Source organism: Paenibacillus sp. PvR098 (assembly GCF_017833255.1).
Classification (GTDB): domain Bacteria; phylum Bacillota; class Bacilli; order Paenibacillales; family NBRC-103111; genus Paenibacillus_G.
The window spans coordinates 31,094-56,748 of record NZ_JAFIBU010000001.1; the positions used below are offsets into that span (position 1 = coordinate 31,094).

General features: G+C 43.0%; 25 protein-coding genes, 2 pseudogenes and 1 riboswitch. Of the genes and pseudogenes, 24 read left to right on the forward strand and 3 right to left on the reverse strand.

Annotated features, from left to right (window positions below):
• Positions 1 to 492: 492 nt before the first annotated feature.
• The 5 genes from JOE45_RS00165 to JOE45_RS00185 are packed head-to-tail and all read left to right on the forward strand — an operon-like array spanning position 493 to position 3,633.
• Positions 493 to 801, forward strand: a complete 309-nt coding sequence (locus JOE45_RS00165) for an ArsR/SmtB family transcription factor (protein WP_210022103.1) — start codon at positions 493 to 495, stop codon at positions 799 to 801.
• Positions 802 to 812: 11 nt separating this feature from the next.
• The gene (locus tag JOE45_RS00170; protein WP_210022102.1) at positions 813 to 2,210 is read left to right on the forward strand and encodes an arsenic transporter; all 1,398 of its coding nucleotides are present in this window, start codon (positions 813 to 815) and stop codon (positions 2,208 to 2,210) included.
• A 58-nt stretch (positions 2,211 to 2,268) separates the two neighbouring features.
• Complete coding sequence (gene arsC, locus JOE45_RS00175) at positions 2,269 to 2,694, forward strand: arsenate reductase (thioredoxin) (protein WP_210022101.1); 426 nt, start codon at positions 2,269 to 2,271, stop codon at positions 2,692 to 2,694.
• A gap of 12 nt (positions 2,695 to 2,706) precedes the next feature.
• On the forward strand, positions 2,707 to 3,174 hold the full coding sequence (locus tag JOE45_RS00180; RefSeq protein ID WP_210022100.1) for an ArsI/CadI family heavy metal resistance metalloenzyme: 468 nt from the start codon (positions 2,707 to 2,709) through the stop codon (positions 3,172 to 3,174).
• A 12-nt stretch (positions 3,175 to 3,186) separates the two neighbouring features.
• Positions 3,187 to 3,633, forward strand: a complete 447-nt coding sequence (locus JOE45_RS00185) for a protein-tyrosine phosphatase family protein (protein WP_210022099.1) — start codon at positions 3,187 to 3,189, stop codon at positions 3,631 to 3,633.
• Between the two features lie 368 nt (positions 3,634 to 4,001).
• Here JOE45_RS00185 and JOE45_RS00190 read toward each other — a convergent pair whose 3' ends face one another.
• The gene (locus tag JOE45_RS00190) at positions 4,002 to 5,093 is read right to left on the reverse strand and encodes a copper resistance D family protein (RefSeq protein ID WP_210022098.1); all 1,092 of its coding nucleotides are present in this window, start codon (positions 5,091 to 5,093) and stop codon (positions 4,002 to 4,004) included.
• Positions 5,093 to 5,629, reverse strand: a complete 537-nt coding sequence (locus JOE45_RS00195) for a copper resistance CopC family protein (RefSeq protein ID WP_210022097.1) — start codon at positions 5,627 to 5,629, stop codon at positions 5,093 to 5,095. The genes JOE45_RS00190 and JOE45_RS00195 overlap by 1 nt, the downstream gene beginning before the upstream one ends.
• Before the next feature lie 401 nt (positions 5,630 to 6,030).
• On the opposite strand from JOE45_RS00195, the gene JOE45_RS00200 reads away from it, so the two are divergent.
• The 18 genes and pseudogenes from JOE45_RS00200 (at position 6,031) to pyrH (ending at position 23,521) form a co-directional block, all read left to right on the forward strand.
• Positions 6,031 to 6,729, forward strand: coding sequence for a response regulator transcription factor (locus JOE45_RS00200; protein WP_210022096.1), 699 nt, complete (start codon positions 6,031 to 6,033; stop codon positions 6,727 to 6,729).
• Positions 6,726 to 8,129 carry a sensor histidine kinase gene (locus JOE45_RS00205; RefSeq protein WP_210022095.1) on the forward strand — a complete coding sequence of 468 codons (1,404 nt, stop codon included), beginning with the start codon at positions 6,726 to 6,728 and terminating at the stop codon, positions 8,127 to 8,129. The genes JOE45_RS00200 and JOE45_RS00205 overlap by 4 nt, the downstream gene beginning before the upstream one ends.
• The gene (locus JOE45_RS00210) at positions 8,126 to 8,329 is read left to right on the forward strand and encodes a hypothetical protein (protein ID WP_210022094.1); all 204 of its coding nucleotides are present in this window, start codon (positions 8,126 to 8,128) and stop codon (positions 8,327 to 8,329) included. Before JOE45_RS00205 ends, JOE45_RS00210 begins: the two co-directional genes overlap by 4 nt.
• A gap of 2 nt (positions 8,330 to 8,331) precedes the next feature.
• Positions 8,332 to 9,438 (forward strand): F510_1955 family glycosylhydrolase, encoded by a 1,107-nt coding sequence (locus tag JOE45_RS00215; protein WP_210022093.1) that lies wholly within the window; start codon positions 8,332 to 8,334, stop codon positions 9,436 to 9,438.
• Between the two features lie 77 nt (positions 9,439 to 9,515).
• Positions 9,516 to 9,731, forward strand: coding sequence for a hypothetical protein (locus tag JOE45_RS00220; protein ID WP_210022092.1), 216 nt, complete (start codon positions 9,516 to 9,518; stop codon positions 9,729 to 9,731).
• Between the two features lie 66 nt (positions 9,732 to 9,797).
• Complete coding sequence (locus JOE45_RS00225) at positions 9,798 to 10,409, forward strand: SCO family protein (RefSeq protein ID WP_210022091.1); 612 nt, start codon at positions 9,798 to 9,800, stop codon at positions 10,407 to 10,409.
• Positions 10,396 to 10,941 carry a hypothetical protein gene (locus JOE45_RS00230; protein WP_210022090.1) on the forward strand — a complete coding sequence of 182 codons (546 nt, stop codon included), beginning with the start codon at positions 10,396 to 10,398 and terminating at the stop codon, positions 10,939 to 10,941. The genes JOE45_RS00225 and JOE45_RS00230 overlap by 14 nt, the downstream gene beginning before the upstream one ends.
• A 449-nt stretch (positions 10,942 to 11,390) precedes the next feature.
• Positions 11,391 to 13,037 carry a recombinase family protein gene (locus JOE45_RS00235; protein WP_348632454.1) on the forward strand — a complete coding sequence of 549 codons (1,647 nt, stop codon included), beginning with the start codon at positions 11,391 to 11,393 and terminating at the stop codon, positions 13,035 to 13,037.
• A pseudogene (gene sigK / locus JOE45_RS00240) lies at positions 13,015 to 13,527 on the forward strand (RNA polymerase sporulation sigma factor SigK); the annotation flags it as partial. The gene JOE45_RS00235 and the pseudogene sigK, both read left to right, overlap by 23 nt.
• A 384-nt stretch (positions 13,528 to 13,911) precedes the next feature.
• Positions 13,912 to 14,058, forward strand: a riboswitch (cyclic di-AMP (ydaO/yuaA leader).
• Between the two features lies 1 nt (position 14,059).
• Positions 14,060 to 14,947 carry a C40 family peptidase gene (locus tag JOE45_RS23275; RefSeq protein ID WP_245246522.1) on the forward strand — a complete coding sequence of 296 codons (888 nt, stop codon included), beginning with the start codon at positions 14,060 to 14,062 and terminating at the stop codon, positions 14,945 to 14,947.
• 747 nt (positions 14,948 to 15,694) lie between these two features.
• A complete protein-coding gene (locus tag JOE45_RS00255) occupies positions 15,695 to 15,898 on the forward strand; it encodes a hypothetical protein (RefSeq protein WP_210022088.1) in 204 nt (67 codons plus the stop codon).
• A gap of 412 nt (positions 15,899 to 16,310) precedes the next feature.
• A complete protein-coding gene (locus tag JOE45_RS00260) occupies positions 16,311 to 17,267 on the forward strand; it encodes an ABC transporter substrate-binding protein (protein WP_210022087.1) in 957 nt (318 codons plus the stop codon).
• Positions 17,264 to 18,880, forward strand: coding sequence for an ABC transporter substrate-binding protein (locus JOE45_RS00265; RefSeq protein ID WP_210022086.1), 1,617 nt, complete (start codon positions 17,264 to 17,266; stop codon positions 18,878 to 18,880). The genes JOE45_RS00260 and JOE45_RS00265 overlap by 4 nt, the downstream gene beginning before the upstream one ends.
• A gap of 15 nt (positions 18,881 to 18,895) precedes the next feature.
• Entirely contained in the window at positions 18,896 to 19,867 is a 972-nt protein-coding gene (locus JOE45_RS00270; protein ID WP_210022085.1) for an ABC transporter permease, read from the forward strand.
• A gap of 12 nt (positions 19,868 to 19,879) precedes the next feature.
• Positions 19,880 to 20,773, forward strand: a complete 894-nt coding sequence (locus JOE45_RS00275) for an ABC transporter permease (RefSeq protein WP_210022084.1) — start codon at positions 19,880 to 19,882, stop codon at positions 20,771 to 20,773.
• A 10-nt stretch (positions 20,774 to 20,783) separates the two neighbouring features.
• Positions 20,784 to 21,758, forward strand: coding sequence for an ABC transporter ATP-binding protein (locus JOE45_RS00280; protein ID WP_210022083.1), 975 nt, complete (start codon positions 20,784 to 20,786; stop codon positions 21,756 to 21,758).
• The gene (locus JOE45_RS00285; protein ID WP_210022082.1) at positions 21,755 to 22,726 is read left to right on the forward strand and encodes an ABC transporter ATP-binding protein; all 972 of its coding nucleotides are present in this window, start codon (positions 21,755 to 21,757) and stop codon (positions 22,724 to 22,726) included. The genes JOE45_RS00280 and JOE45_RS00285 overlap by 4 nt, the downstream gene beginning before the upstream one ends.
• Positions 22,727 to 22,780: 54 nt before the next feature.
• A complete protein-coding gene (gene pyrH / locus JOE45_RS00290) occupies positions 22,781 to 23,521 on the forward strand; it encodes a UMP kinase (RefSeq protein ID WP_210022081.1) in 741 nt (246 codons plus the stop codon).
• A gap of 136 nt (positions 23,522 to 23,657) precedes the next feature.
• Here pyrH and JOE45_RS00295 read toward each other — a convergent pair whose 3' ends face one another.
• Positions 23,658 to 24,944, reverse strand: coding sequence for an MFS transporter (locus tag JOE45_RS00295; protein WP_245246525.1), 1,287 nt, complete (start codon positions 24,942 to 24,944; stop codon positions 23,658 to 23,660).
• Between the two features lie 333 nt (positions 24,945 to 25,277).
• Between JOE45_RS00295 and JOE45_RS23280 the strand changes: the two are divergent.
• A pseudogene (locus tag JOE45_RS23280) lies at positions 25,278 to 25,642 on the forward strand (chemotaxis protein CheW).
• Positions 25,643 to 25,655: the final 13 nt, after the last annotated feature.

A 25,655-nucleotide genomic window follows, 5' to 3' on the forward strand; every position in this document is an offset into this window, starting at 1 on the left:
AAAGGTTGGATATCGGACGATTTGGACATGATCCTAGAAGAGGATTACGTAGATAATCTCGATGAATTCGGCGAAAAATTATATATAAATACTCTTATCAAAATAACAACGGCCATTAAATAACTGGGCAGTATGAGAAACGCGAAGCAAAAGCAAAAGGGAAATATATTGTGTACAAAGATTGCGACGGATACATTGTCAAAGAATATCCAGATGGGACGGTTATCCCTGTAACCTAGCCCGGTGAATTTTGTAATGGCATTTGACGGATATTAAGCATTGGTGCAACAAGTTAAAGACCCTCGCTTTGGAGGCTTTGAGTAGGGGCTTTTTCGTTGGAAGAAGAGTAACTTACAAATGTAATCTCATTTACAATTAATTAAAATATAAGCTATTGAATATATAATCATTTTCTTATATATTTATTTTATTATTTAAAATGAGTCTTTGGGGGTACATATTACCAAAATGGTCATCATGGAGAGCAAAGAGATGGAACAAATCCAAGAGATGTCAGAGATATTCAAATTACTTGGTGATAAAACAAGGCTCACGATCGTAGCGCTCTTAAAAGAAAAAGAGCTTTGTGTATGCGACATCGTTGAGTTTATAGGCATGTCCCAGCCCGGCATCAGCCAGCATTTGAGAAAGTTAAAAGCTGGCGGATTGGTTAGTGAAAAGAGACAGGGACAATGGATTTATTATTCCTTGAAAATTGAAGATAAGCCGTATCTTCGAGACCTTTTAAATTATATCCCGTCTTTAAAAGAAATCGAAACTAAAAATAACTGCTGCGAATAGTCGGAGGACCAATGGCAACTACTGCTTTTATTATTTTTCTAGTGACATTAACGTTTGTAATCTGGCAACCGAAAGGCTTAAATATCGGCTGGTCCGCAGCCGGTGGAGCTATACTTGCCTTACTATTTGGTGTCGTTAGCTTCACAGATGTCGGGACCGTAACCGGTATCGTGTGGAATGCTACCCTGGCATTTGTAGCCATTATCTTGATTTCACTGGTACTTGATGAAATTGGATTTTTTGAATGGGCGGCCTTACATATGGCGCGGCTAGCAAATGGAAACGGCACGCTCATGTTCGTTTACATTATTTTGCTTGGAGCCGCTGTCGCAGCCCTTTTTGCCAACGATGGGGCAGCTCTTATTATTACGCCCATTGTACTGGCGATGGTCCGGGCACTTAAGTTTGATGCAAAAATGGTACTGCCGTTTATTATGGCAAGTGGCTTTATTGCCGATACGGCATCCTTGCCGCTTGTAGTAAGCAACCTAGTTAATATCGTGTCTGCCGATTATTTCGGAATCGGTTTTGCGGAATATGCCAGCCGCATGATTATTCCAAATTTCTTTTCGATTATCTCAAGTCTTGTCGTTTTGTATCTGTTTTTCCGCAAAAGTATCCCAAAAGATTATAATCTTACGCAGCTAAAAAAGCCAAATGAAGCCATTAAGGATATCAGGTTGTTTAAATTATCTTGGATCATTTTGGCTGCACTGCTTGTAGCGTATTTCGTAAGTGAATTTTTCTCGATCCCCGTATCTATCGTAGCTGGGATTGCTGCTATTGCATTTCTAATCGCCGCGAGAAAAAGCCCGGCGATTCATACTTGGAAACTCGTGAAGGGCGCTCCGTGGGCGGTTGTTATTTTCTCGATTGGTATGTATGTGGTTGTTTACGGATTAAGAAATGCAGGACTTACGGATGCATTAGGAAGCGTCATTCAAGCGGTTGCAGACCAAGGTTTATTCGCGGCTACAATAGGAATGGGTTTTATTGCTGCGCTCTTGTCGTCGCTAATGAATAATATGCCGACCGTGATGATCGATGCACTCGCGATCCAAGGAACACAAACCCAAGGCGTGATCCGCGAGGCACTGATTTATGCTAATGTGATCGGCTCGGATTTAGGTCCGAAAATAACGCCTATCGGTTCCTTGGCGACCCTTCTTTGGCTGCATGTGTTAGCCCGAAAAGACGTCAGAATCACATGGGGTACCTATTTTAAAATCGGCATCATATTAACGCTTCCTACATTGTTCATTACACTAACAGGTCTGTACTTGTGGCTGTATGTTATTCAAACGTTAAACGTCAATGTATGGTTAATCATTGTGGCCATTGTTATCGTGATTGCAATCATTGTGATGATGACGATCAAAACCTTATTAGGTAAAACACAAACCAAATGAGAACATCAAGGTGCTTAATTGTTTTCTACACTAGATAATACAAAAGGAGAATTTCATCATGGAGAAAAAACCGCTAGTTTACTTTTTGTGCACAGGAAACTCTTGCAGAAGCCAAATTGCCGACGGATTTTTAAAAGCATTGGGGAGCGACAAATACGAAGTGAAGAGCGCAGGTCTCGAAGCTCATGGCTTAAATCCCCGAGCGGATCAGGTGATGAAAGAAGCCGGTGTGGATATCAGCAGCCATACGTCCGATGTCATCGATCCGGAAATTTTAAACCGTGCAGATTATGTTATTACGCTCTGCGGACACGCTGACGAGCATTGCCCGGTGATTTCTAATAAAAATGTTGTAAAATGGCACTGGGGCTTTGAGGATCCGGCAAAAGCGACGGGTACAGAGGAAGAGATTATCACGAAATTCCGTGAAGTCCGTGACTCCATCAAAGACCGTATTGAGCTATTTGTTAAAGAAGGAAAATAAGGAGGGGTAACGATGGTTAAACGGATGCATGTGGCGCTAAACTGCAGCGATTTAGACAAATCACTGGATTTTTATCGGGCATTCTTCGGAACGGAGCCGACCAAGATTAAAGAGAATTACGCTAAGTTTGAATTGGACGATCCAGCGCTTCACTTTTCCCTCAATGTTCGTCCATTTGAGAAAAAAGGTGTACTCAACCATTTGGGCTTTCAAGTTAATAACACCGAAGAAGTGCTTGCGATGGGTGAGCGTTTACGTGAGTCCGGACTTCTTTTAATTGATGAGATGAACACCACTTGCTGCTACGCGGTTCAAGATAAAGTGTGGGTTTACGATCCGGACGGCAACGCTTGGGAAGTGTTTTTCACAAAGGAGGATTCGGAGTTCGAATCCGCTGGTGAACCTCAGGATCTGTCGCTCTGCTGCGCGCCACCTTCGGCTCCAGTAGCTATTGAATTTACTGCATTTAAAAAGAAATAAGGAGAGAATGATATGGAAAAGAATTATCAAAGTCTTCTTGAAGATAAAATCTTCTTTGGCGGAACCGCGGATGTTAAAGACATGGTGAAGAATGAAGGCGTTGAAGTTATTGTTGATTTGCGCGGCGAAGCCACCGAATGCGCGGATCCAACTGCCAATGCAGAATGGATTCAAGTGCCTCTTGGAGATAATGCTGAAGCTCCCCAAGATCAGCTGCTCCAACAGGCGATAAACCACGTTGTAGAGGCTTATAATAGCGGTAAGAAGGTTGGATTTCACTGTGGTGGCGGCGGGGGTAGAGCGGGTGCTGTTGCCGTTGGAACATTAATTACATTAGGTAAAAGTCAAACGATAGATGAAGCAGAAGCGATTGCAAAAAGCATTCGTCCTAAAGTAAATATCAAGCCTCCGCAACGTGAGGCGCTTGAGAAGATTTTCAATAAAGGATTTAATTCATAATATCTAGAATGAACAACTTTAAGTGAAACTTGCGAACCGGAAGCACCAGCGCTCAAACATAGACCCATTAAGAGGATCTGTTTGAAGGCGGGTGCTTTCTTTTTTGTAAATTTACTGAAGGACAGAGGTTGTTTAATGAAAAAGCTGGATTGCTCAAATGATTAAAAGCCTTGACCCGAGTAAGTTACATCGAATGGTCTGCATCGGCTCTCAATAGGATTATTTTGATACAATCTTGGGAGAGGAAGTCATCTATAAGCAATGCAAGAACTTCTTCGTTTTTCGATTAGATACCGTTATCTGCTTGCTAGCTAACAACCATATTAAAAGACCGGAAGTCAAAAAACGACCCGGTCTCTTTTTACTTCCTATTTAATCCCAAGCATTAATGATAAGTACGTTGTTATTACAAACAATAGGCTCATCATCAAAACCGGGACATATCGTTCTTTTTTATAGAAGAAGTAAAGCATCAATATGAGTGATAATACTGAAACGGTGGCAAAGGTAACACTCAGTGGACTGAGGCTTAATTGTAATAATGTGTCGGGGCTAACTTCGCCACGAAAGAATAAGGAAAAGAGCTGGGATGGCTGTAAACCAAATTCTAATGCTTCGGCTATATCATGTGATGGGGTTTGTTGCCCCATGATGGCTGTAATTGAAAATATGAGAAATGCAATCATGCTTTCAGCCCTCAGCCATGAGACTGGATTAAATTGCGGGTTACGCTTTAATTTATTTTTGATCAAGAAACCATTAAAGAACGCAAAAATAAGCAGCGGTATGATGAGCAAATGTTTTATCAGTAGAGCTTGTCCATAAGAAAATACCCAAGAGTGTACGTAATTCGGTTCCAATAAATTCATCATCATAAAACCAGCTAAGATCGTAACCCCGACACAAATCATAGATAAAGGACTAAACCATTTCAAGAAGGCTTCCCAATTTCGATTGTCCTTCGCAAACCGGCCGGTGACGAATAATAATCCAATCCAAACGACGACGGCAAGAAAATGAGCCGTATGCAAAAGAAATCCTTCCCAACGATACATGCCAGAAGAATGGCTTGCCCAACCAAATGCCACAATTTGCGCTAACGTGAATACGATGGCGACGTAGGGCGTGGTTTTATCATCTTTGAAGGCTTTAACCAAGAATAACATCATCAGCGGAATGGTTAATCCAATGGACCATAGCCAAGCGTTTCCAACATTAATGTTTATTAATACATCATCAATAAGACTCCAGTAAGTATCTTCAAAAGCATTCGCGAAAAATTTGATGGCTACATGTACCGGAAAGAAAGAGAGTATTGGAATAGCTGCGCATGCAGCGATTAATACACTTTGGGGTACAACGATATGTGGACGTTTATCCTCTGGAATAAGTCCAATGATTAATCCTCCGAGTAGAACGGAGAAACTAACATAGAGAAGTGCTTCCGTAACATAAACCATTACTTTCGGCTCCTAGACCTAAATAATAAAGAAGTTACAATTCCTAGAAAAATGGCTGCAATGATTACATATAAAGATGTTCCGTTATCCTCAGCTAACGGCTTTTCCTCTACAGGAGTTGCAGCCGCGGCGGGTTCCGGTTTCACGGTTTCTGGTGCAGCAGGCGCCGGGTTAACTGTTTCTGCACTATTTACCGTAAAAACATAATTTCCTTCAACAGGGTGACTATCCGTCCCTATGATTTTCCAATGAACGGTGTATTCTCCATTGGCTAGAGGCTGCGCAAGGGTTCCTTTTAAATCGCTTCCTTCGACGGCTACCTTTTCCGGTTTGATTTTTTGACCTTGATTGTTGGTTAAATCAAAGGTGCTTAATGATCCAAGGTCGGTATTGAACTGCATGGTTATTTCCTTAACTTCTTTTGCGATGTTTTCGCCTTTGCTAGGAGTTGAACTTTTCAATCCTGTATGGGCAAAAACCGATGTTGGTATAAAAAACATAAGCATGAGGCTAAATAGGACAAAACGTTTAAGCATTTTCGTATCCCCCTTGATTATTTGGATTGCTTTCATAAACCATATTATATCTATCTCATATATATAAAGGATGTATAAATGAAACGAAATCTTGAACATTCTCTCTGATCCATAAATATATATTCAAATATATAACCTTCTCGCTTGGGATTAAAGTTCTGGCACTAATATTCATTGTCCCAGGATGGTTAACGCTGTGGCTCGCTATATTCGCGGATCTGGGTGCAACATTGCTTGTCACTTTAAACAGCTTGCGATTGCTAAAAGTACAAGAAATGAAATAACATAATCAATAACGTGCAAACGGAAAATAGGTTTGCACGTTATTTTCAATTCCATCATCATTTCATCAAATATTTGTTGTACGATGATGATGAGTGTTAGGAGAAAAGGAGTTAACCATGAGTAAAGTGTTAATTGTAGACGATGATTGGAAAATGAGGGAATTGATTCGCCTCCATCTGACTAAGCATGGTTTTGAAATGAGTGATGCAAGAAATGCGAATGAAGCGCTAAATCTTGTCAAAGAACAATCATTCCATGCCATTATACTTGATATTATGCTTCCCGATATGGATGGGTGGGAAGTTTGTCGAAAAATTCGGGAGGTGTTCAAAGTACCTATCCTCATGCTGACAGCAAGATCAGAAACAAAGGATAAGGTGTACGGACTTACACTCGGAGCAGATGATTATCTGGTCAAGCCGTTTGAACCGGAAGAATTGATTGCACGGCTGAATGCTCTTATTAGAAGAGCTGGTTATGAAGAAACGACGGGTTTTTCTGAAAAAGTAGCTTTTGGACAAGTAGTGATTGTTCCAGAAAGCCGGCAAGTGCTTGTTCGGGGGAAAGAAACGGCGGATTTTGCACCGAAAGAATTTGACTTACTGCTGTATTTGGCTCGACATCCACGAAGAGTATTTGATAGAGAGCTCTTACTTGATCAGGTCTGGGGGCAAGATTTTATAGGTGACATTCGGACCGTAGATACCCATGTAAAAAATATTAGAGACAAATTAAAACGTGCTGGAATTTCTCCCTCCCCTATCGAGACCATCTGGGGGGTAGGATATCGATTTCGGGGATTGGAAGCAACATGAAATGGAATCGTATCGGTTTCAAACTGGCGCTTACTTTTATTTTCATGTTTGCAGCCGTTTTACTGCCCGTTGGATATGTGACTCAACAAATTTTTACGGGGTTTCATATTCGTCATGTCCAAGAAGAAATTGATCAAACTGCTCTTCAATATGCCAATACATTGTCGTCTTCTGTGAATAATGAAGCGTATCGGATGATTGAAATGATGGCGAAATTTTCAGATGAGAAAATGTTTATTGTGGACGCAACCGGACGGATCGAATTAAGCACCGGAATGCCAATGATTCCTGCTGGATACAGCATTCCTGCAGACAGTCTTCAGGTTCTTATAAGCAAAGAGCCTCTTCGTGTGGAGTATATGGAGCCCTCTAGCGGGGAGCGGTATCTCGTTGCCGGTAGTGGCATTTTTAATAAGGATCTATTTCGCGGCGGAGTTCTTGTGCTGTCTTCCGCCTCTGAACTAGACAAATCCTTGCGACAGGTTCAATATTTGCTGATTTTTGCAGGAATCGGTGCCTTTTTTCTAGCGCTCGCGATCACGTTTGTTGTAACCAAAAAGCTTTCCGTTCCTTTGATTCAAATGGGAAGGGCAACAAATAAAATTGCGAAGGGTGAACTTGAAACCCGAGTGACCATATCTTCTGGCGATGAAATCGGAGCATTGGCACATTCGATCAATCAAATGGCTTCCAATTTAAAACATTATGATGATACCCGGAAACAATTTTTCGCGAATATCTCCCATGACCTGCGAACCCCCGTTGCTTATATAAAGGGTTATGCAGAAGTGTTGAAGGAAGGAATGGTTCATACAGACGGGGAGCGGGAAAAGATCGCGGGACTCATCTACGCAGAGTCTGATCGCATCGTCCATCTTATCGAGGACATTTTTCAACTGGCTAGAATGGACGAAGGTAAAATCGAACTCGTTTTCGAGTGGGTGGATATGGTTGATTTGCTTGAAAACGTAGTGGATAAGTATAAATCCATTACTGAGAAGAAAGGGATCTTGTTGAACGTTTCAGCCGAAGGAGAAATTCCTTTACTTTATGCCGATGGTTTGCGGATGGAACAGATTATATCCAACCTCTTAGACAATGCCGTAAGATACACTTCGGATGGCGAGATCCATGCTGCTGTAAAAGCTTCGGACCATTGTATCGTGATTACGATTCAAGACACAGGAATAGGTATTCCAAACGAAGATCTTTCCTATATTTTTGACCGCTTTTACCGTGGGGATAAATCCCGTTCACAAGAAATTGGCGGAACAGGACTTGGGCTTTTTATCGTTAAAAAACTTACGGAAATGCAAGGCGGGAAGGTGAGCGTTTCCAGCCAACCCGGTTACGGAACGACTTTTCAACTAACATTCCTTGCGCAGGAGGGCGAAAGTTGAAGCGGACAGATTGGATCATAGCCGTAGCCCTCTTGCTGATCGGTGTTTCATGCTTGACCCTATCTTCGGCAAGTTTGATGAAAACCGAAGGAATTGTGCCGTATTTACATTCGCTATTTAATGTTTGTATGTGGATCGGCACACCTATATTTATTGTTGGCGCTATATTTTTGATATTGAAACGCAGAAAAGGAGATTAATCGTGAATAAAATTTGGAATAAAATGCTGATTGCCGCAAGCATAGCGATGACCTTAATGCCGCTGAATGCGTTGGCTCATGGGTCAGAAGCTGAACATCAAAATGAAGTTAAATTGTATAGCTATATTTTTTATGGAAGCATTCTTTTCTTGCTCGCAGTTGTATTTTGGTTTATTTTCTCCAGGCGGAAACTAACGAAATGGATGTTGGCTATATCTTTGGTTGCCTCTGTCGCATCGGGTAGTTTATTTGCTATCAACAGGAGTTCTGACGGCGGAGCTATTTCATTAACACATATTCATGGACTCGGATACAGCAAGGATGGGAAAAACATTTTTATTCCGGCTCATGATGGACTAAAAGTGTATTCAGAAGGAAAATGGAGAAGTGAAAATGGGGCTCCACACGACTATATGGGCTTTAATATGGTCGATAACGGGTTTTATACAAGCGGTCATCCTGCTCTTGGCTCTGAACTAAAGAACCCGTTCGGTGTAGCTAAAAGTACAGATAACGGTAAGACGCTCCAATTTCTAGATCTTTACGGCGAGATGGATTTCCACGCGATGGCTGTGGGATATCATTCCCATGTGATCTATGCCTTTAACCCTGAGTCGAATTCCAGAATGCAAACTCCCGGCTTATATGTCTCCAAGGATGATGCAAAATCATGGAGTAAAAGCGAGATGTCAGGTTTTGAGGGCGAGCTGACGGCTGTAGCCGCTCATCCTATAGACCCTGCCATCGTTGCGGTTGGCGGGAAAAGCGGGTTATATGTATCGCGAAATAGTGGACAATCCTTCGATCAGTCTATTTCGGGGGTGTTTACAACTGCTGTTGCATTTAGCAAGGATGGCGAGATCTTAGTTGGAGGCTTAAAAGAAAGACCGGTCATTTATGTATTAGACCAAGATGGCAAGCAAACATCCACATTGTCAGTACCTGATCTTGGGGAGAAAGACGCGATATCCTATATTGCTCAAAATCCTGAAAACCAAATGGAATTAGTGTTTTCCACTTTTGAAAAAGACGTGTATTTAAGCATTGACAAGGGAGCACATTGGACAAAGATTGCTGCTCAAGGAAAGACAATTTCACAAAACCGGTAATGTTCCATCATCATTTCATCACAGGTGTCTAGTAAGATTAAAATCGTAAGGAATACAAAATAGAGGAGATGGCTCACATGAAAAAAATACTGCTGGTATCCGCGCTATCCATCGTACTTTTTCTAACCATTGGACAAATGGTATTTGCTCAAAATGATAATTTGCCAATGACCCATATGATGAATAACGGGAACATGATGCAATTGATGAACATGATGAATTCTCCGGAAGGACAAGAGATGATGGAATCATGCCAAAAATTCAAGCAGACGAACAATCAAGAGAGAAATTAAAAGGATGAATGATATGATGCCCGTCCTTGTAGGGATGGGCATCTGTTTTTTCAAAAGGAGCAGAACATGAACTCGTCTTCAACGAAAATTAAGATTTTAAAGATGCTAACGATCGCTCTAGTGGTTCTAGTGTTAATTACCGCAGGGTTGTTTTATATGATGTGGAAACAACAATCTAAATTGCCTTCATACGGAAAAGTTCCTGATTTTACTTTGCAGAATATCAATGGCAGTACATTTAACTTTCAAGAATCCAATGGTAAAGTCCGATTGGTGTATCTTTTTTTCTCTTCATGTACAGATGTCTGTCCAATTACGACTCACCAAATGTCTAAAATTCAAAATAAACTAAAGGAAAAAGGTTTATTTGGAAATGAAGTTCAATTTATTTCGATAAGTGTAGACCCTAAGCGGGATACAACTGAGGTACTTAAAAACTATGGAGATAAATTTGGTGTGGATTGGAGCGGCTGGATATTCCTTCGAGGTGAAGAAGAAAAACAACTTGAGAAAGTTTCGCTTGGATTCCAATCGGGGCTTGTTAAATTAAACGAGGAAGAATTCATGCACTCCGACAGTCTCATTTTAGTCGATAAGGAAGGCAATATTCGAGACATGGATTTAGAGCACGATATCGATAAAATGACGAAGGAGATCTTGACACTTGTTAAAGAATAGAAAAAAAACGACGAGTTTTATTTTGTCATTCATATTCGTTTTCAGCTTTGCTTATATCACTTTTGGGCACGCGGGGGATGGCAGACCCATCATCGCAAATGTGGAATGGAAAACAGGTGACGTATATGCCAATGAGCCCGTAAACACTCTTATTCATGTCTTTGATTTGCAGGCAATGGAAGCACAAAAGAACAATAGGACTCTTGAACCTCCCGTAGTCCAAATTACATTAACGAATGGAAAAGACCAAATTCAAATCGATGCAGAGCGCAAAAGCGATGATCTGTTTGAAGCTAATCTAATTTTTCCTTCATCGGGAAAATGGGACATGACTGCCCATGTTCTCCGTCCTAGTGCAAACCATATCGCCGAACAACACGACCATGCAGATGCGTCATATTTCAAATCTACCCTAAAAGTGAAATATGATTTTGAAAAAATGGTTCCCCTTTGGTTAATATGGGCGGGTCTTTTAATGATGGTGGCAATTATTTTATTGTATAGCGTGATAATCAAGAAAAGGAAAAGATAGTGTCCAACTGATTTTTTGAATGTTGAACCCCTACAAATTGGTTATAGGGGTTGAAGGGTCGTTGTTTTTGGTGTCATAAATCTAACAGGAGCACTCGATCTAACTTTTGTAATTGGACAATCTCAGCTTTACATAGGATGTAACTGAGGTGATGGACTTTGGCTAAAAAAGTGAAATTCACGTATGTATGCCAGAGAACATCCTATAATACTGCTGAGATGAACGAAGCTCAAGCCGAATTAGACAAGGTGATTCGGTACTTATGGAGTCAATTATCTCCGGAAAACGCACAAGAACTTTTTTTAAAATGTGATGAAATAAAACCGACAGCGGATTAAATCGCTGTCGGTTTTATTTTCTAGTGAATAAAGAGAGTGCTATCTCCTATACTGATCTTCATAAGTGTATATAACGAAGAATACTGTTATGTTCAAAGGTGGTGTTTTTTGGTGTTAGCTCTATATGTACGTGTATCGACTGTCTTGCAGATTGACAACACGAGTTTGGATCAACAAGTTGAATTATGTAAAAAACTTGCTTATCAAAAGGGCTTTACTGATAAAGATATTCTCATTTATAGGGAAGAAGGATTTTCTGGGGAAGACATTGACATTCGTCCTACGATGATGAAATTAAGGGAAGATGTATCGGAAGGTCTTATCTCACACGTTATTTGTACCCACCCGGACCGTCTAAGCCGTGACCTTACGGATAAGTTAATTGTGGTTCGCGAATTTGAGAAAAGTGGGGCTGAGATTTTTTTTACGGATACGGAGTTTGAGAAATCTCCTGAAGGTATCCTTTTTTTCAACATTATATCTGCTATTGCTAGCTATGAACTTGCCCTCATACGGAAAAGGACAGTAAGGGGTAGAGAACGCGCGGTACGAGAACTGAAAAAGATTATGCCTATGCGTGTCGCGCCCTTTGGTTATGACAAAGATGAGAATGGGCAGCTCATTATAAATACGCATGAGGCACAATACGTGAAGATGATTTATGAGTGGTACATTTATGAAAATTTAACGACAAGGGAGATAGGCGAGCGATTGATAAAGTGTGGTGTGATGCCCAAGAGGGGCGAATCAAAGAATTGGAGCGCTTCCAGTATAGGCAGAATTTTATCTTCTGAGATCTACATAGGAAACTATTATTATAATCGCAGACAATCTAAAAAAGTCAAAGGTCAAACAACGAAATCTGGGAATCCCAAACGGACCCTAAGTTTGCGTGAAGAGGAAGATTGGTTACATGTACCCGTGTCACCCGTTATTGATCAGCCTTTGTTTCATTTAGCACAAAAGCAAAAAGAGAGAAACATAACAAATAAACATGTTGGTAATCAAACATACGAATTCTTACTCAAATCATTATTAAAATGCGGTCATTGCGGAAGGACTTGGGATGCAACAACATACTCTGGCAGCCTTGATAAGGAGACGGGCAAAAGAATGAAGTACCGGTGTTATCGATGCCCAAATCTTGCTCCAAAAAAGTATGGACCTGGGGTGAAAAGATGTCCTAGCCAATCATTACGAGCCGAACTGCTCGAAGATTATATGTGGAACCAGGTTGTTGCACTTGTCAGTGAGCCGGAGCATTATCTAAAACAAATCGATCAAACATCGAAAGGTGGAGCTCAGGAGCTTCAGCTTCGTGTTCAAACCTTGGAGCGGGAAATCGAGCAAAGATATAAAGAGAAGGAAAAGGTAAAACTCATGTTCTGGCGCGATGTGATCTCGGAAGAAGAAATGATAACTGACTTAAAACGATTGAATGACACTGTCATTAAACTCAAACAAGAACTAAACCATTACAGTATTCAAATACAGACGATCCATAATGATGAACATACTTTAGATAAATTAATGAGCTTCATCAATCACATTCAAGAAAGGCTCAAGGAACCAGAAAAGCTGACTTTTCAATTCAAGCGACATATTATCGAAATGTTCTTCAACGAAATCATATTACGCTTTGAAAGTAATGATCTAGAGAAGCCTGAGCTCGTCATTATGTCCGTAGGGGCATTTGACAAGCTTATGCAGCAAAAGAATGACATAGGAGTTCGAACACAACCTCAAGAAATTCGATAATACAGGAGAGGACTTAGAAGATCTCATTTCTATTGGCACGATAGGGTTAATCAAAGCGATCGAATCGTTTTCTCCGGATAAAGGAACCAAATTGGCTACGTTCGCGGCTAGGTGTATTGAGAATGAGATCCTGATGCATCTGCGTTCGTTGAAAAAGACCCGCAAAGACGTATCGCTTCATGACCCGATTGGTACGGATAAAGAAGGAAATGAAATTACATTGATTGACATTCTCGGAACGGAAGCCGATGACGTCGTGGATAAGGTACAGTTGAAGATTGAAAAATCGAAAATATACCGCAACCTGGATATTTTAGACGGACGGGAGCGGGAGGTGGTCGTTGGCCGTTTTGGACTTGAGGCGGGAGGAGAAGAGCGTACGCAGCGCGAAATTGCGAAGGAGCTGGGCATATCGCGTTCGTATGTATCGCGGATCGAGAAGCGTGCGTTAATGAAGCTGTATCATGAGTTTTATAAACAGAAAAGATAGCTTCCTTATGCAGTGGCCTGCTATTTAGTGGGCCATGAAGTTGTTTATTGATGGACAAGTAGTGTTGTATGGTGCTAGGGCGTACGTAACATAGTAACATCATACACATTTTTAGATAAAGTCCAATTCGAGCTCGCTCGTTTTGTCGGCAGCCCCATAATGTCAATCATACACGGTGGTCGTGCATTCTTAGTGCAGCCGCTTTTTTTGCGTTTTTTCAGTTCTGTCTAATGTTTCAAAGGAAAACAAGTTTTTCGCATAAAAAGCACACAAAAAAAGGTAATTATATGAAAATAGAAATTAAATTCGACAAATAGTTCGGAATTTCGTCAATGGTTGGGTATATCTGCTAGTATCGAATATGATAAATTTATAATTGTGTGACAAAACTTTTTGCCGAATCTAATGAATATAGAATTCATTAGTACGGGGGATTTTTTATTGGGGTGAACGTTTGATTTATTAAGGCAGACCAGGGAACCCTCTTCCCGAACCCGTCAACTAACCTCGGAGGCTCAATGGAGGAAAAGATTTGAAGAAAATTAGTACCGTGCTTGTATTGTCGAGCACAATTTTGTTGTCCGGTATCTTTCCAACCCCTTCAACCCATGCCGCTACGTACAACTATAATGTTCGGGTTCAAGTCGATGATAAGCTCATTAGGTTTCCCGATGCGCAACCTTTCATTGATAAAAACCAAAACACGATGGTGCCCGTCCGTTTCATTTCCGAAGAACTAGGGTATAAAATAAGTTCAGACAAGAATGGACAGCAGGTGAAAGTAACAATTGAAGGGCCAGAGAAATCGGTGGTTCTCTTATCTGGGTCATCGGAAGCTGTCGTAAACGGCCAGAAACAGAGTTTCGGCACGAAAGCGGTATTCCAGGAAGGGCGCGTTTATGTTCCACTCCGATTCGTGAGTGAGTTGTTTGGATTCCGCGTTCAGTGGGACAAAAATAATTTTGGTGCCATCATTAGTAAAGATGGCAAAAATCATGCTCCTGCTTGGCACCGGCCCGCAGTCACGGCTCCTGCCCCTGCCCCTGCCCCCGCCCCTGTTAGTACCGTGGGCGACAAAATCGTACAGGATGCCAAAAAGTATATAGGCACTGCTTATCTTTGGGGTGGCTTGACACCAAATGGCTTTGACTGCTCAGGCTTTATGAAATACGTTTATTCCCCAAATGGCGTAAACCTGCCAAGAACGTCCGCGCAAATGGCTACTGTGGGCACTTGGGTAACAGCACCTAAAAACGGGGATTTGGTTTTTTTCTCTGAAACGGGAAAGAAAGTTTCTCACGTCGGTATCTATGTCGGAAACAATTCGTTTATTTCCGCTACGAACAGTGGTGTAAAGGTTGATTCTCTCAGTAGTTTCTATTGGGGGTCTAAATTTGTAGGGTCAAAGCGAGTTGTGTAATTCAATATGTAATAAAATATAGATAATCTGTCCGAATGGACAGTTTTAGGCTGTCGAGAAAGTCTCGACAGCCTTCTTTATATGTCAAAATCCACCACAGTAAATTCAAGGAATTTGTTGTGGGATGATACCGATAGAGAGAGATTTATCTATACCACTTAGTACTCGAACGCAGCATGACTAAAGATTAAGTCCCGAGCGTTTTCTTCAATAAAATCTTTGGGCTTCGGCCGACGAACTCAGACCGTTTATCAAGCAACTGAACGAAGTCAAAGAGGATTTCTACAGTCTGGTTGAACAAGGTGATTTCGAATTGGCATGAAGAATCTTTTGATATGTTCTAGACCAATAACCGGATTCAAGAATTTCTCCCTTTCAAAATTTAGTTGACCTTAGTCTATTTCAGCAGGGATGGAGAAGCAAAATTAGTTTTTAGCTAATCGAAGTTGATCCATGCTACTCTTAAAATTGTTGTTTTACCAAGTTTTTTAATTTTAACCGAAGTGAAGAGAAATGGTGTTGGCATCTCCATAAATTAGTTTGGCTACATAGAAAGCAAGATCCACACACCATCATATGGTTCTCGGTCGTAGAAGCTCAGTTGAAAAGGGCTCCGCTCCGGAGCCTGCTTTATTAAGGAGATGTCTGCCAACCGGCGCAATTTTAGTATAAGATTGAAAAATTCGAATATAATGTTATTACAATACTGAGATCTTAGTAAATTTCTTTGACATAGGAGGAGTTTGGATGAACGATATGGTAAAACCGCTATTGTATTTGCTGTTTCAAAGGGGAGTTTTAACGGAGAAGGAGTTTGACATGCTGTTTCTGGAATCTGACAAAACTCCTGAAGATTTTGTTAATATGCTTTACATGGTTGCAGGGGGCAGGCCGCCAATCAAACAAATATGTAATGAAAATCATGAGCACGATGATTCTTGTGGCTGTTGAGAAGCACATATAAAAATGAAGGGTATAATATTTTTCTCAAATAGTATTTATTGTCTTATCACACATACCTCCGACACGAAGGACCATGCACATACCACCTCACACACGAAAGGCTCATACATACACAATGGTTTATTTTAAAATTAAGCATTGAAAGCGCTTTAAATTATGCTAACCTTCCTATGTGCCGTTCTCCAAGCTTCACATTTTTTGGGATAAAACTTACAGAATCGGAACGATCTCCTGGTTAGCGATAAAATTCAGTCTATAAAATCGAAAGATTCTTAAAGACTGTTAATTTTATATTGATTTTACAAATTGAGAGGAAGGGAGTCATTGCATTAAGGTGTCGTATAAATAGAATAAGCGTAAAGAACTCCCAATAATGAATGGATAACTAGGAGGAATGAAAATGAAGAAATTAATACCTGTTCGTGTTATTTATCGTTCCAAATTCGTTCAATACCCGCTTATGGCCGCTATGGAAGCTTGCCATGCATGGGAGCGGGCGGGGCTCGATCTAGTTTATTTTGATTTTGTAGCAGGGGTAAAGAAATCGGATCCCATGCTGATTAACGGCGAGGTTGACTTCATCTTTGGCAGTCATTTCAGTCCGTATCTGCATAGGGCTAAAGGAATACCGATGGTGTATGTCGGTCAGACCGTAAATTGGGTGGATGATGTCCTTGTTACAGCCAAGCCTATTAATAGTCTAGCTGAATTGAAGGGCAAGGTAATCGCAGACAAAGACGCTGATATTACAACGAATCATCCGCACGGCAATCATCGACTTTATCTCCAACAGGCAGGAATAGACCTAAGCCAAGTCAATTTCTTGGAGACGGGCAGAAGCTACAAGCCTCACAAGGCGGTGTTGGATGGCAAGGCTGATGCTGCGATTGTTTCTCCGCCTTATGACCTTTATGCCCAGGAAGATGGGCTGTATGTTACACGACTTCCATATCTGCCTATGGTCGTGGCGACCACATTAACAACAATGCAGCACATTACTGATCAACAGCCGGAAATGGTTATGGCCGTGATTCGGGCCGTCCGTTACGGGATCCAGTTCTTCAAAAATGAAGAAAAGCAGATGCTGCGTCTCATGGAAGAAAAAATCGGACCGACGCTAGGCGTCAAGAGTCAGGATGTGATGCACTCACTGTATTATCGGAACCGGCTCCTTTACAATGAGAGCCTATACCCAAGGCTTGATTCGATTGATAACGCTTTCAAATTAGCGTGCTTCATAGATCCCAACTTGCATGAAAAGATACATCCAATTCAATTGTGGGATATGCACTTCTTAAGGCAATTGGAAATGATGGAAGAGGGGAGTACAACCACTGGCGGGAGCATAGCGAAATGAAGAAAACATGGGTAATATTAGCCGCAGGGATCGTAGTCATCGTTGGACTGTTTAGCTTTTTCGGGCAAAAATCAAGCGAACCCGTTCAAGACAAAGCTGCGAATGCTCCTTCGGCGACTGGTAACGCTAATGCCAATGCAGAGCCTACGAATCAACCCAAAGCGGGCGGGGTGTTAACTGTTGGCCTCGGGAAAGAACCTGGCAACCCTAATCCTGTAATCGCTACCATATCAACCGGTCAGTTTGTCAAGGAAGTCGCATATGAATCCTTGCTGACTGAAGATGAGGAGGGCAGACTCCAGCCGCTTCTGGCCGAATCGTGGGAAGTTTCACCTGATGCCAAAGATATCACGCTGCGTTTGCGTAAAGGCGTCAAGTTCCATAACGGGAAAGAGATGCAGGCTGATGATGTCGTATGGTCTGCCAATCATGTTAAAGATCCGCAGAATGCAGCTGGCGGACAAAATTTGATCAAGGATGTTCAAGTCATTGAAAAGATAGATGATTATACCGTCAAATTTAAATTGGCTAATCCGTCCATTACTTTTCTTAACCACTTAGCCAATATTATTATGCTGCCAATTATTCCGGCAAATTCGCTGCAGCCCGGACAAATTAAATTGGAGCCGAATAAGTTTGTACCTGGTACGGGCGCATTCAAGTTTGAAAAATTTGATTCGGGATCCGAGGTCATAGCCACAAAATTTCCCGATTATTGGGGGAGTCCGGCTTATCTCGATCAAATTACTTTCAGATCGATCCCCGACGCTTCCACCCGGTTTAATGCTTTGCGAACCGGGGGAGTGCATATGGCGGATCGGTTAGCTACCCTGGATGTGCAGCGTGTACAGAAAGGGGACGTTAAAGACATCACTATTTTGGAGGAGCCAACGGGGGGCTTCCAGCACGTTCTTATGAACTATTCCAGACCCCTGCTTCAAAAAAGAGAGATGCGCCAGGCGCTGAATTTAGCGATTGATAAGGAGCAGTTGGTGGAAGAAGTGTTTTTCGGGTCTTCTAAAGCGACCGACCTCATGATGCCTCCGGAATCGATTTGGGCTAAGGCAGCCAATCTGCCACCGCATAAGAGGGATATCGAGAAGACCAAACAACTGCTGCAAACGGCCAATTACCGTGGCGAAGAACTAGTATTGATCGGGGTAAAGAACAAAACCCAATTGCTGGAGTCATATCAAAGAATGCTTGGTGAGGCGGGAATTCGCAGCAAAGTCGAAGTTCTTGAAACAGGTGTAATGAATGAAAGAGTCCGTCAAGGACAATACGATTTGTATATTGACGGAGCGAATATTAACACCGATCCGTTCATAACGATGGTGCCCGACTATTACACCAACAAAGTGGAACCGAGTCGTTATTCCAACCCAGTGATCGATCGATTATTCGATCAGCTTGATGACGAAACCGATGAGAAGAAACGGTTGGACATTTTCAAGGAGCTGGCAGCGATACTCGATGAGGATGTTGCCAACATACCGCTCTTTTTTGAAGCTCGCTTTATCGGTATGTCTACTAAAGTTCAAAACTATGGGCCTCCCCAAAACTTACCTTACAGTGAAAGCGCACATTATTTTAAACAAACCTGGCTTAAATGAACGGGGGAATAACCGATGATCCTTCGCTACAGTATTCAAAGGTTGGTTCAAATGGTTCCAACGGTCATCTTGATTACTATCATTGTCTTCATGCTGATGCATTTAATTCCCGGTGACCCCGTCGCTGTTATGCTGGGTTATACAGAAGAAGGTTCTTCCGCCGCCTTTTCGCAAGAGGTATACAAAGAAATGCAGGTCAAGCTGGGATTTGACCAACCGATCTACATTCAATATTTGGATTGGCTCATCAATGTGGCCAAGGGTGATCTGGGCAGTTCTTTCGTAAGCGGCCAACCGGTCAGCGATATCATCGTATCACGCATTCCCGCTACGTTTTACTTGGCGCTTTCCTCTTTGCTTCTTGCTGTATTGATCTCCATCCCTGCAGCGATTTTTGCGGCCACACGGCAAAATTCTTTGGCAGATTATACGGTCATGGGCTTTTCGCTATTGGGCGTATGTATTCCGAGCTTTTGGCTGGCTCTCTTGCTGATTCTTCTGTTTGCCGTAAACCTAGGGTGGTTTCCCGCCCTAGGGTACGTCTCTCCGCAGGATGGATTTAATGAGTTTTTGAAAGCGCTTATTCTTCCGACCATTGTTTTGGGTACGGCCACTGCGGCAAAAGTAGTACGCTTCATGCGGTCTGACGTGATCGAGCAGCTGCAGCAGGATTATGTACGGACTGCACGGGCAAAAGGACTGCCTCAGCAGTTGATTTTGTGGAGACATGTATTAAAAAATTCGTTTATCACCACTTCGACGGTATTGGCTTTTGAGATCGGTTATTTGCTGGGTGGCTCTACGGTTATTGAAACGGTATTTGCCTGGCCGGGAGTATCCTATTTACTGCTTCAAAGTATTTATCAGCGTGATTTCCCGGTTGTTCAGGGAGTGGTCCTGCTTTTAGCGCTTACCGTCGTTATCGTGAATTATGTTGTTGATATAATTTATCATCTTCTTGATCCGCGAATTAAGCTAAACGGATAGAGGTGTCAACAAATGAACAGTATCCCGTTGAATAAAACGGCAAAAAAAATGAATCATGATCTGTTGACACGGATAATGGACAAATGGCGCATTTTCAGTGCCAATAAAATGGCGTTATTGGGATTTTGTATCATTGTTTCAAGTATGTTGGTAGCTGTCATTGGTCCATTATTATTACCTTATGATCCCTATACGCCTGATTTGAACGAACGTATGAAGCCCCCCTCGATGTCTCATTGGTTTGGTACAGACCAATTAGGCCGCGATATCTTAACAAGAATCATTGAAGGCGCCCGAACTACATTTTACGTTGCCACTGGCGCAGTAATCATCGCATTTTTGATAGGGACGCCGCTCGGTGCTTTAGCGGGCTATTTCGGAAGGAAGCTTGACGCCGTCATTATGAGAATTATGGACGCGCTATTGGCTTTCCCTTCAAGGCTCTTGGCTATCTCATTAGTTGCTTTCATGGGGGCAAGCGTCCCGGCTTTGTGGGCTGCCATCGCGATAGGCTCTATCCCCCATTATGCCCGGATTATCCGTGGTGAAGTTCTCGCGCACCGGGAAAAAGAGTATGTGCAGTCGGCCCGGATGAGCGGGGAGGGCCATTTGATGATTATTTACCGGGAAATCCTGCCGAATTGTTTACCTCCATTAATGATTCAGTTGTCGCTAAACTTTGCTGAAGCCATTTTGGTCGAGTCGTCATTGAGCTATTTAGGACTCGGGTTGGCGCCGCCAACCATAAGTTGGGGATTAATGTTGAGGGATGGGCAGAACTTTATGGAGCTGATGCCTTGGATCGCTATTTTCCCAGGGGCTGCTATCGCTGTCTTTGTTCTAGGGTTTAATCTCATTGGCGATGGCTTGCGAGACGCCTTCGATCCGCGTCAGCGAAAGCGTTAGGAGGAAGGATATGACTCTGCTCCGAGTAGAACAATTAAAAGTAGATTTCGATCTGAACGCAGGTGCGCTAACCGCCGTAAACGGAGTCAGTTTTGAGCTGGGCGAAGGAGAGACGCTCGGAGTGGTGGGCGAATCGGGTTCAGGAAAAACGGTTACCGCTTTGTCTATTATGGGGCTTCTGCAGTCACCCGCATCCGTTAAAGGCGGAAAAATATGGTACAAGGGACAAGACTTGACCGCTCTTTCCGAAGCGGGGTGGGGGAAAATACGCGGACGGACCATTTCGATGATTTTCCAGGAACCGATGACTTCTCTCAATCCGGTACTTAAAGTAGGTATACAGATAGCCGAAATATATGTGCATCACTTGGGAATTTCCATGAAGGAAGGATTGCATAAGGCTGCGGAAATGCTGGAGAAAGTAAAGCTACCCGATCCCCATGGGATACTTAACAAGTATCCTTATGAATTATCGGGAGGTATGCGCCAAAGGGTCATGATTGCGGTAGCTCTGGCCTGCCGGCCCGATATATTAATCGCAGACGAGCCGACAACGGCGCTTGATGTTACTGTTCAGTCTCAAATATTGAAGCTGATTCTCGAGGTTCAAGCTGAGATGAACTTAGGCCTGATCTTTATTTCACACAATTTAAGCGTAGTAGCCCAGCTTTGCAATCGAGTGGCAGTCATGTATGCAGGTGAAATTGTGGAGGAAGGGTTCACCAAGGAGATCTTCAGCTCACCTCGGCATCCTTACACGGCCGGGCTCATAGATTCGATCCCCCGCCGGGGAAAACCTTTAAAGAGTATCAGCGGTTCCATCTGTGATTTAGCAAGCCCTCCTTCGGGCTGTCGCTTTCACCCGCGCTGTCCTTTTACAAAGCAAGTATGCCGAGAGGCGGCTCCGTCCATAAACACGGATGGAAACACGAGGGCAGCGTGTCATTACCCTATACCAAATACCAAAGGGGATATGCTGGGATGAATGACGATCCTATCGTTGAGATTAAAGGTTTGAGAAAAGTTTTTGATATCAGCGGTGGAGCTATTTCCCGTATGCTTATGGGCAAGCGTGAGCTTTTTGCCGTAGACGGTGTGGACCTGGAGATCCGGCAGAACAGGACGGTTGGAATTGTAGGGGAAAGCGGCTGTGGAAAATCGACCTTAGCTAAACTGTTAGGCAAACTGATCGAACCGACCGAAGGTTCCATACGGTTCCGAGGTGAGGACATTCTCACCTTGAATAAGAAACGATTAAAGGACATTCGTCGAGAGATACAACTTATCTTTCAGGATCCTTTTTCATCGCTTAATCCGCGTAAAAAAGTGATCGATTTGATAGGTCGTCCTCTGGAGCTGCACTTTGGGCTTAAAGGAGAGGAGAAAAGGGAACGGGTTCTATCCCTAATGGACCAGGTCCACTTGAGACGGGAATTTATTGATCGATACCCCCACGAATTTAGTGGCGGGCAGCGTCAGCGCATCGTGATCGCGCGTGCCTTGGCAACCAATCCGTCAGTATTAATCGCCGATGAATCAGTATCGGCTTTGGATGTTTCCGTCCAGGCCCAAATACTGCGTGTTTTACAAAAAATAAGTAAGGAGCGCGGTCTTACCGTCATGTTCATTTCGCATGATTTGAACGTGGTCCGGTATATAGCCGACGAAGTCGCCGTTATGTATGCGGGACAAATTATCGAGTACGCGCCGGTCGAGGAAATATTCAACAATCCCAAGCATCCTTATACCCGAGCTTTGTTGGAATCGAATCCCGATCCCGATATGGTGAGGCCCCTTAAGACGATTGAAGGCGAGCCTTTAGTACCCATTAACTTAAAACCGGGGTGCCGTTTTGCCCCCCGGTGCCCGTTGAGAACGGATCCATGTTTGGAGCAAAGGATCCCTCTTGAGGAGAAAGCGCCTTCCCACAAAGTGGCGTGTATTCATTGTTGATGCAGTGGTATGAACGATCATCATACGCGCGGATTGTTTCTGGAGGTGTGACCATTGAATAGGTACAAAAGAGTCCTGATTAAACTAAGCGGAGGGGCAGTCGCAGGGAATAATGAATTTGGTTTTGAGTCCCAAAGGCTGGACCACATTGCCAATGAAATTATGTCTGTTGTGAACATGGGAGTGGAGGTATCCATCGTCATTGGAGGAGGGAATATTTTCCGCGGAAATATGGCGGAGAGTTGGGGAATCGAGAGAGCAGAAGCAGATAATATCGGTACGCTGGCAACGGTTATCAATAGTCTATTGCTCAGAGGCGTTCTTAAAGCCAAAACAAGCAAAGAAGTTCGAGTTATGACTGCACTGCCTATTTCATCAGTCGCAGAGCCATACATAAGATTAAGGGCAATCCACCATTTGGAAAAGGGGTATATCGTTATTTTTGCCGGTGGAAACGGTCAGCCATATGTTACAACGGACTATCCTTCTGTTCAAAGAGCCATTGAGGTGAATTGTCAAGCTCTCTTCGTTGCAAAACAAGGTGTTGAAGGTGTTCTGAGCGCAGATCCTAAGTACAATAAAGAGGCTAGAAAATTCAAGTCCCTTCACTACAATGACGTTATTCATCAAGATTTAAAGGTGATGGACCAGTCCGCCTTTATTTTATCCAGAGACTACAGTTTGCCGATACATGTATTCAATTTTGACAAACCCGGGTCGATGAAGGAGATTTGTGAAGGAAAAAACAATGGAACGATCATCAGTCATGATTCTGTTTTGGAATTGGAGGAATAGGAAAGGAACAAAGGAAAATATTCATTATTACAAAATGAAAAGATCGCTCTCCTCATGGCTCCTGTCAATCGGGGTGGAGAGCGGTCTTTTCTGTTTTCGCCAATGCGGTCGGCATGACTTCCAGGAGGTGGCAGCTTCATAAGGTGTCTTTCGCAGCTTCATCGGGGCGGTGAGGACTGCGAGGAGGGTCTTGAACGAGAAATCTAACCCAAATGACATTCAACAAATAAATCACACAAACGGAAGCCAGCATGAAACGGATGCCAAAAGCAGCGGAGGTCAGACCTCCGAAGAGAGGTCCGGCGAAGCTGCCGAGGAATGTCGCACTTGAGGTAAATCCAAACACCCGGCCCCGCTGGTTTGCAGGGGTTAGATGTGCCACCAGAGCGTTAGCCGTCGGGAGAATACCGCCGATGAACAGGCCGAGCCCGAAGCGCGAAGCGATGAAAACCCAAATATTAGGCGCGAAGGCCTGCGGAAGGAAAAAAAGAGCTGCCCCCGTCATACAAATCATCAGCATTCGCCGATAACCAAGCTTGTCGCCTTGTTTGCCAAGGAAGGGCGAAGCGACCAAGCCGGCGAGCCCAGTAACCGAAATGGCAAAGCCTGCCGCCGTGCCAAGGTAGTCTGAATCGCCCGTCAGTTCTTTTACAAATAATGTATTTACAGGCTGGATACTCATGACGGCAAACTGCGCCAAGAACAGTACAGGGACCATAGTCCGAAGCGCCGTCAATTCACGGACAGATTTAAACTGCTGAAGGAGCGTTAGATTTTGCTTGGCCGGACCTGTATTCATCGCTACCGAATCCTTCTTGATAAACAAGGCCGTGATTGCGAATGCCAACAAGGCGAAGCCAGATGTCAAAAAAAACAAAACACGGTAATTATGCACGATATCGACTAATAAACCGCCGGCTAATGGGCCGAACAAGGAGCCGACCATGGCGGCCGATGCTAGCCAGCCTAGCGCATAGCCTAATCTTTCCTCGGGGATTTGGGTTGCCAAGAGTGCTGTGGCTGCTCCGGAAAAACCGCTGAACACCCCCTGCAGTATGCGAATGGCAAACAGCTGCCATACCGTAAAACTGAAACCCATCAAGCCGGTGAACAGGGCAATAGCCAGCATCGAACGCATAACCATCAGCTTACGTCCCTTGCGGTCGGCTAATGATCCCCAGAAGGGGGATGCAATCGCGGACATTAAAAAACCTGAACTGAAAATGACGCCTGACCACACATTGATTTGCTTTACATCATGCACGCCGAGCTCTTCAATGAATAATGGGAGGAACGTATTGGAACTCGTGAACGCCATCATCATTAAGCCTTGAGCGATAGCCATAATCCAAAGCGTGCGTTTCCAGGAAACGTCCGCTTCCGCAATTGAGGAAGGGGATCCTGAAGCAGTTGGCTTGATCATCCTAAGAGCCTCCAATTAAAGGGGATATTTAAATTGTACTCCAATTTAGAATAATATGGAAACCAATAAAAATAGAATTTTGACAAAAATAATATCCAAGCCTATGCCAGTTTAAGGACTGAGATAGCCTAGGCTTGCGGGCAACGCAAAACGATTGCGTGATACCGCAATCATTTTCGCGGTTACCAAATTGAAATTTTGTTGTAAAATGTCGAATAAAACATTCGATAGTACATAGTGCCTAATGGTGTGTTAAGAAAGAGGTGAAGGAGAAATATGGAGGTTTCTGGGCAGCAATTCGTCGTCATTGAATTAGGAACGGAAAGATATGCTATGCACATTGCTCAGATTTATGAAATTCTCAAAATGCAAAAAATAACGCAAGTTCCCAATAGCAAAGCTTTTATGGAAGGAGTAACGAATATTCGAGGGAAAATCGTCCCCGTTATTAGTCTGCGAAAAAGGTTTCATTTGGGCGAGATTCCCTTATCGAAATCTACCGAATCGTCGTAGTAAATCATAAGGATGAAATTGTCGGCATTACGGTGGACGGCGTAGAGCATGTCACGAGCTTTACCGAAATTCAACCTTCCTTAGAAATGGTTACAGGAGTAGACGGCGCATACATTGAGGGGGTTGGTTATGCTGACGGAGGGCTAATCAGCATCCTAAATATCGAGCAGGTCTTACGTCAGTAGAAGGAGGTGAATC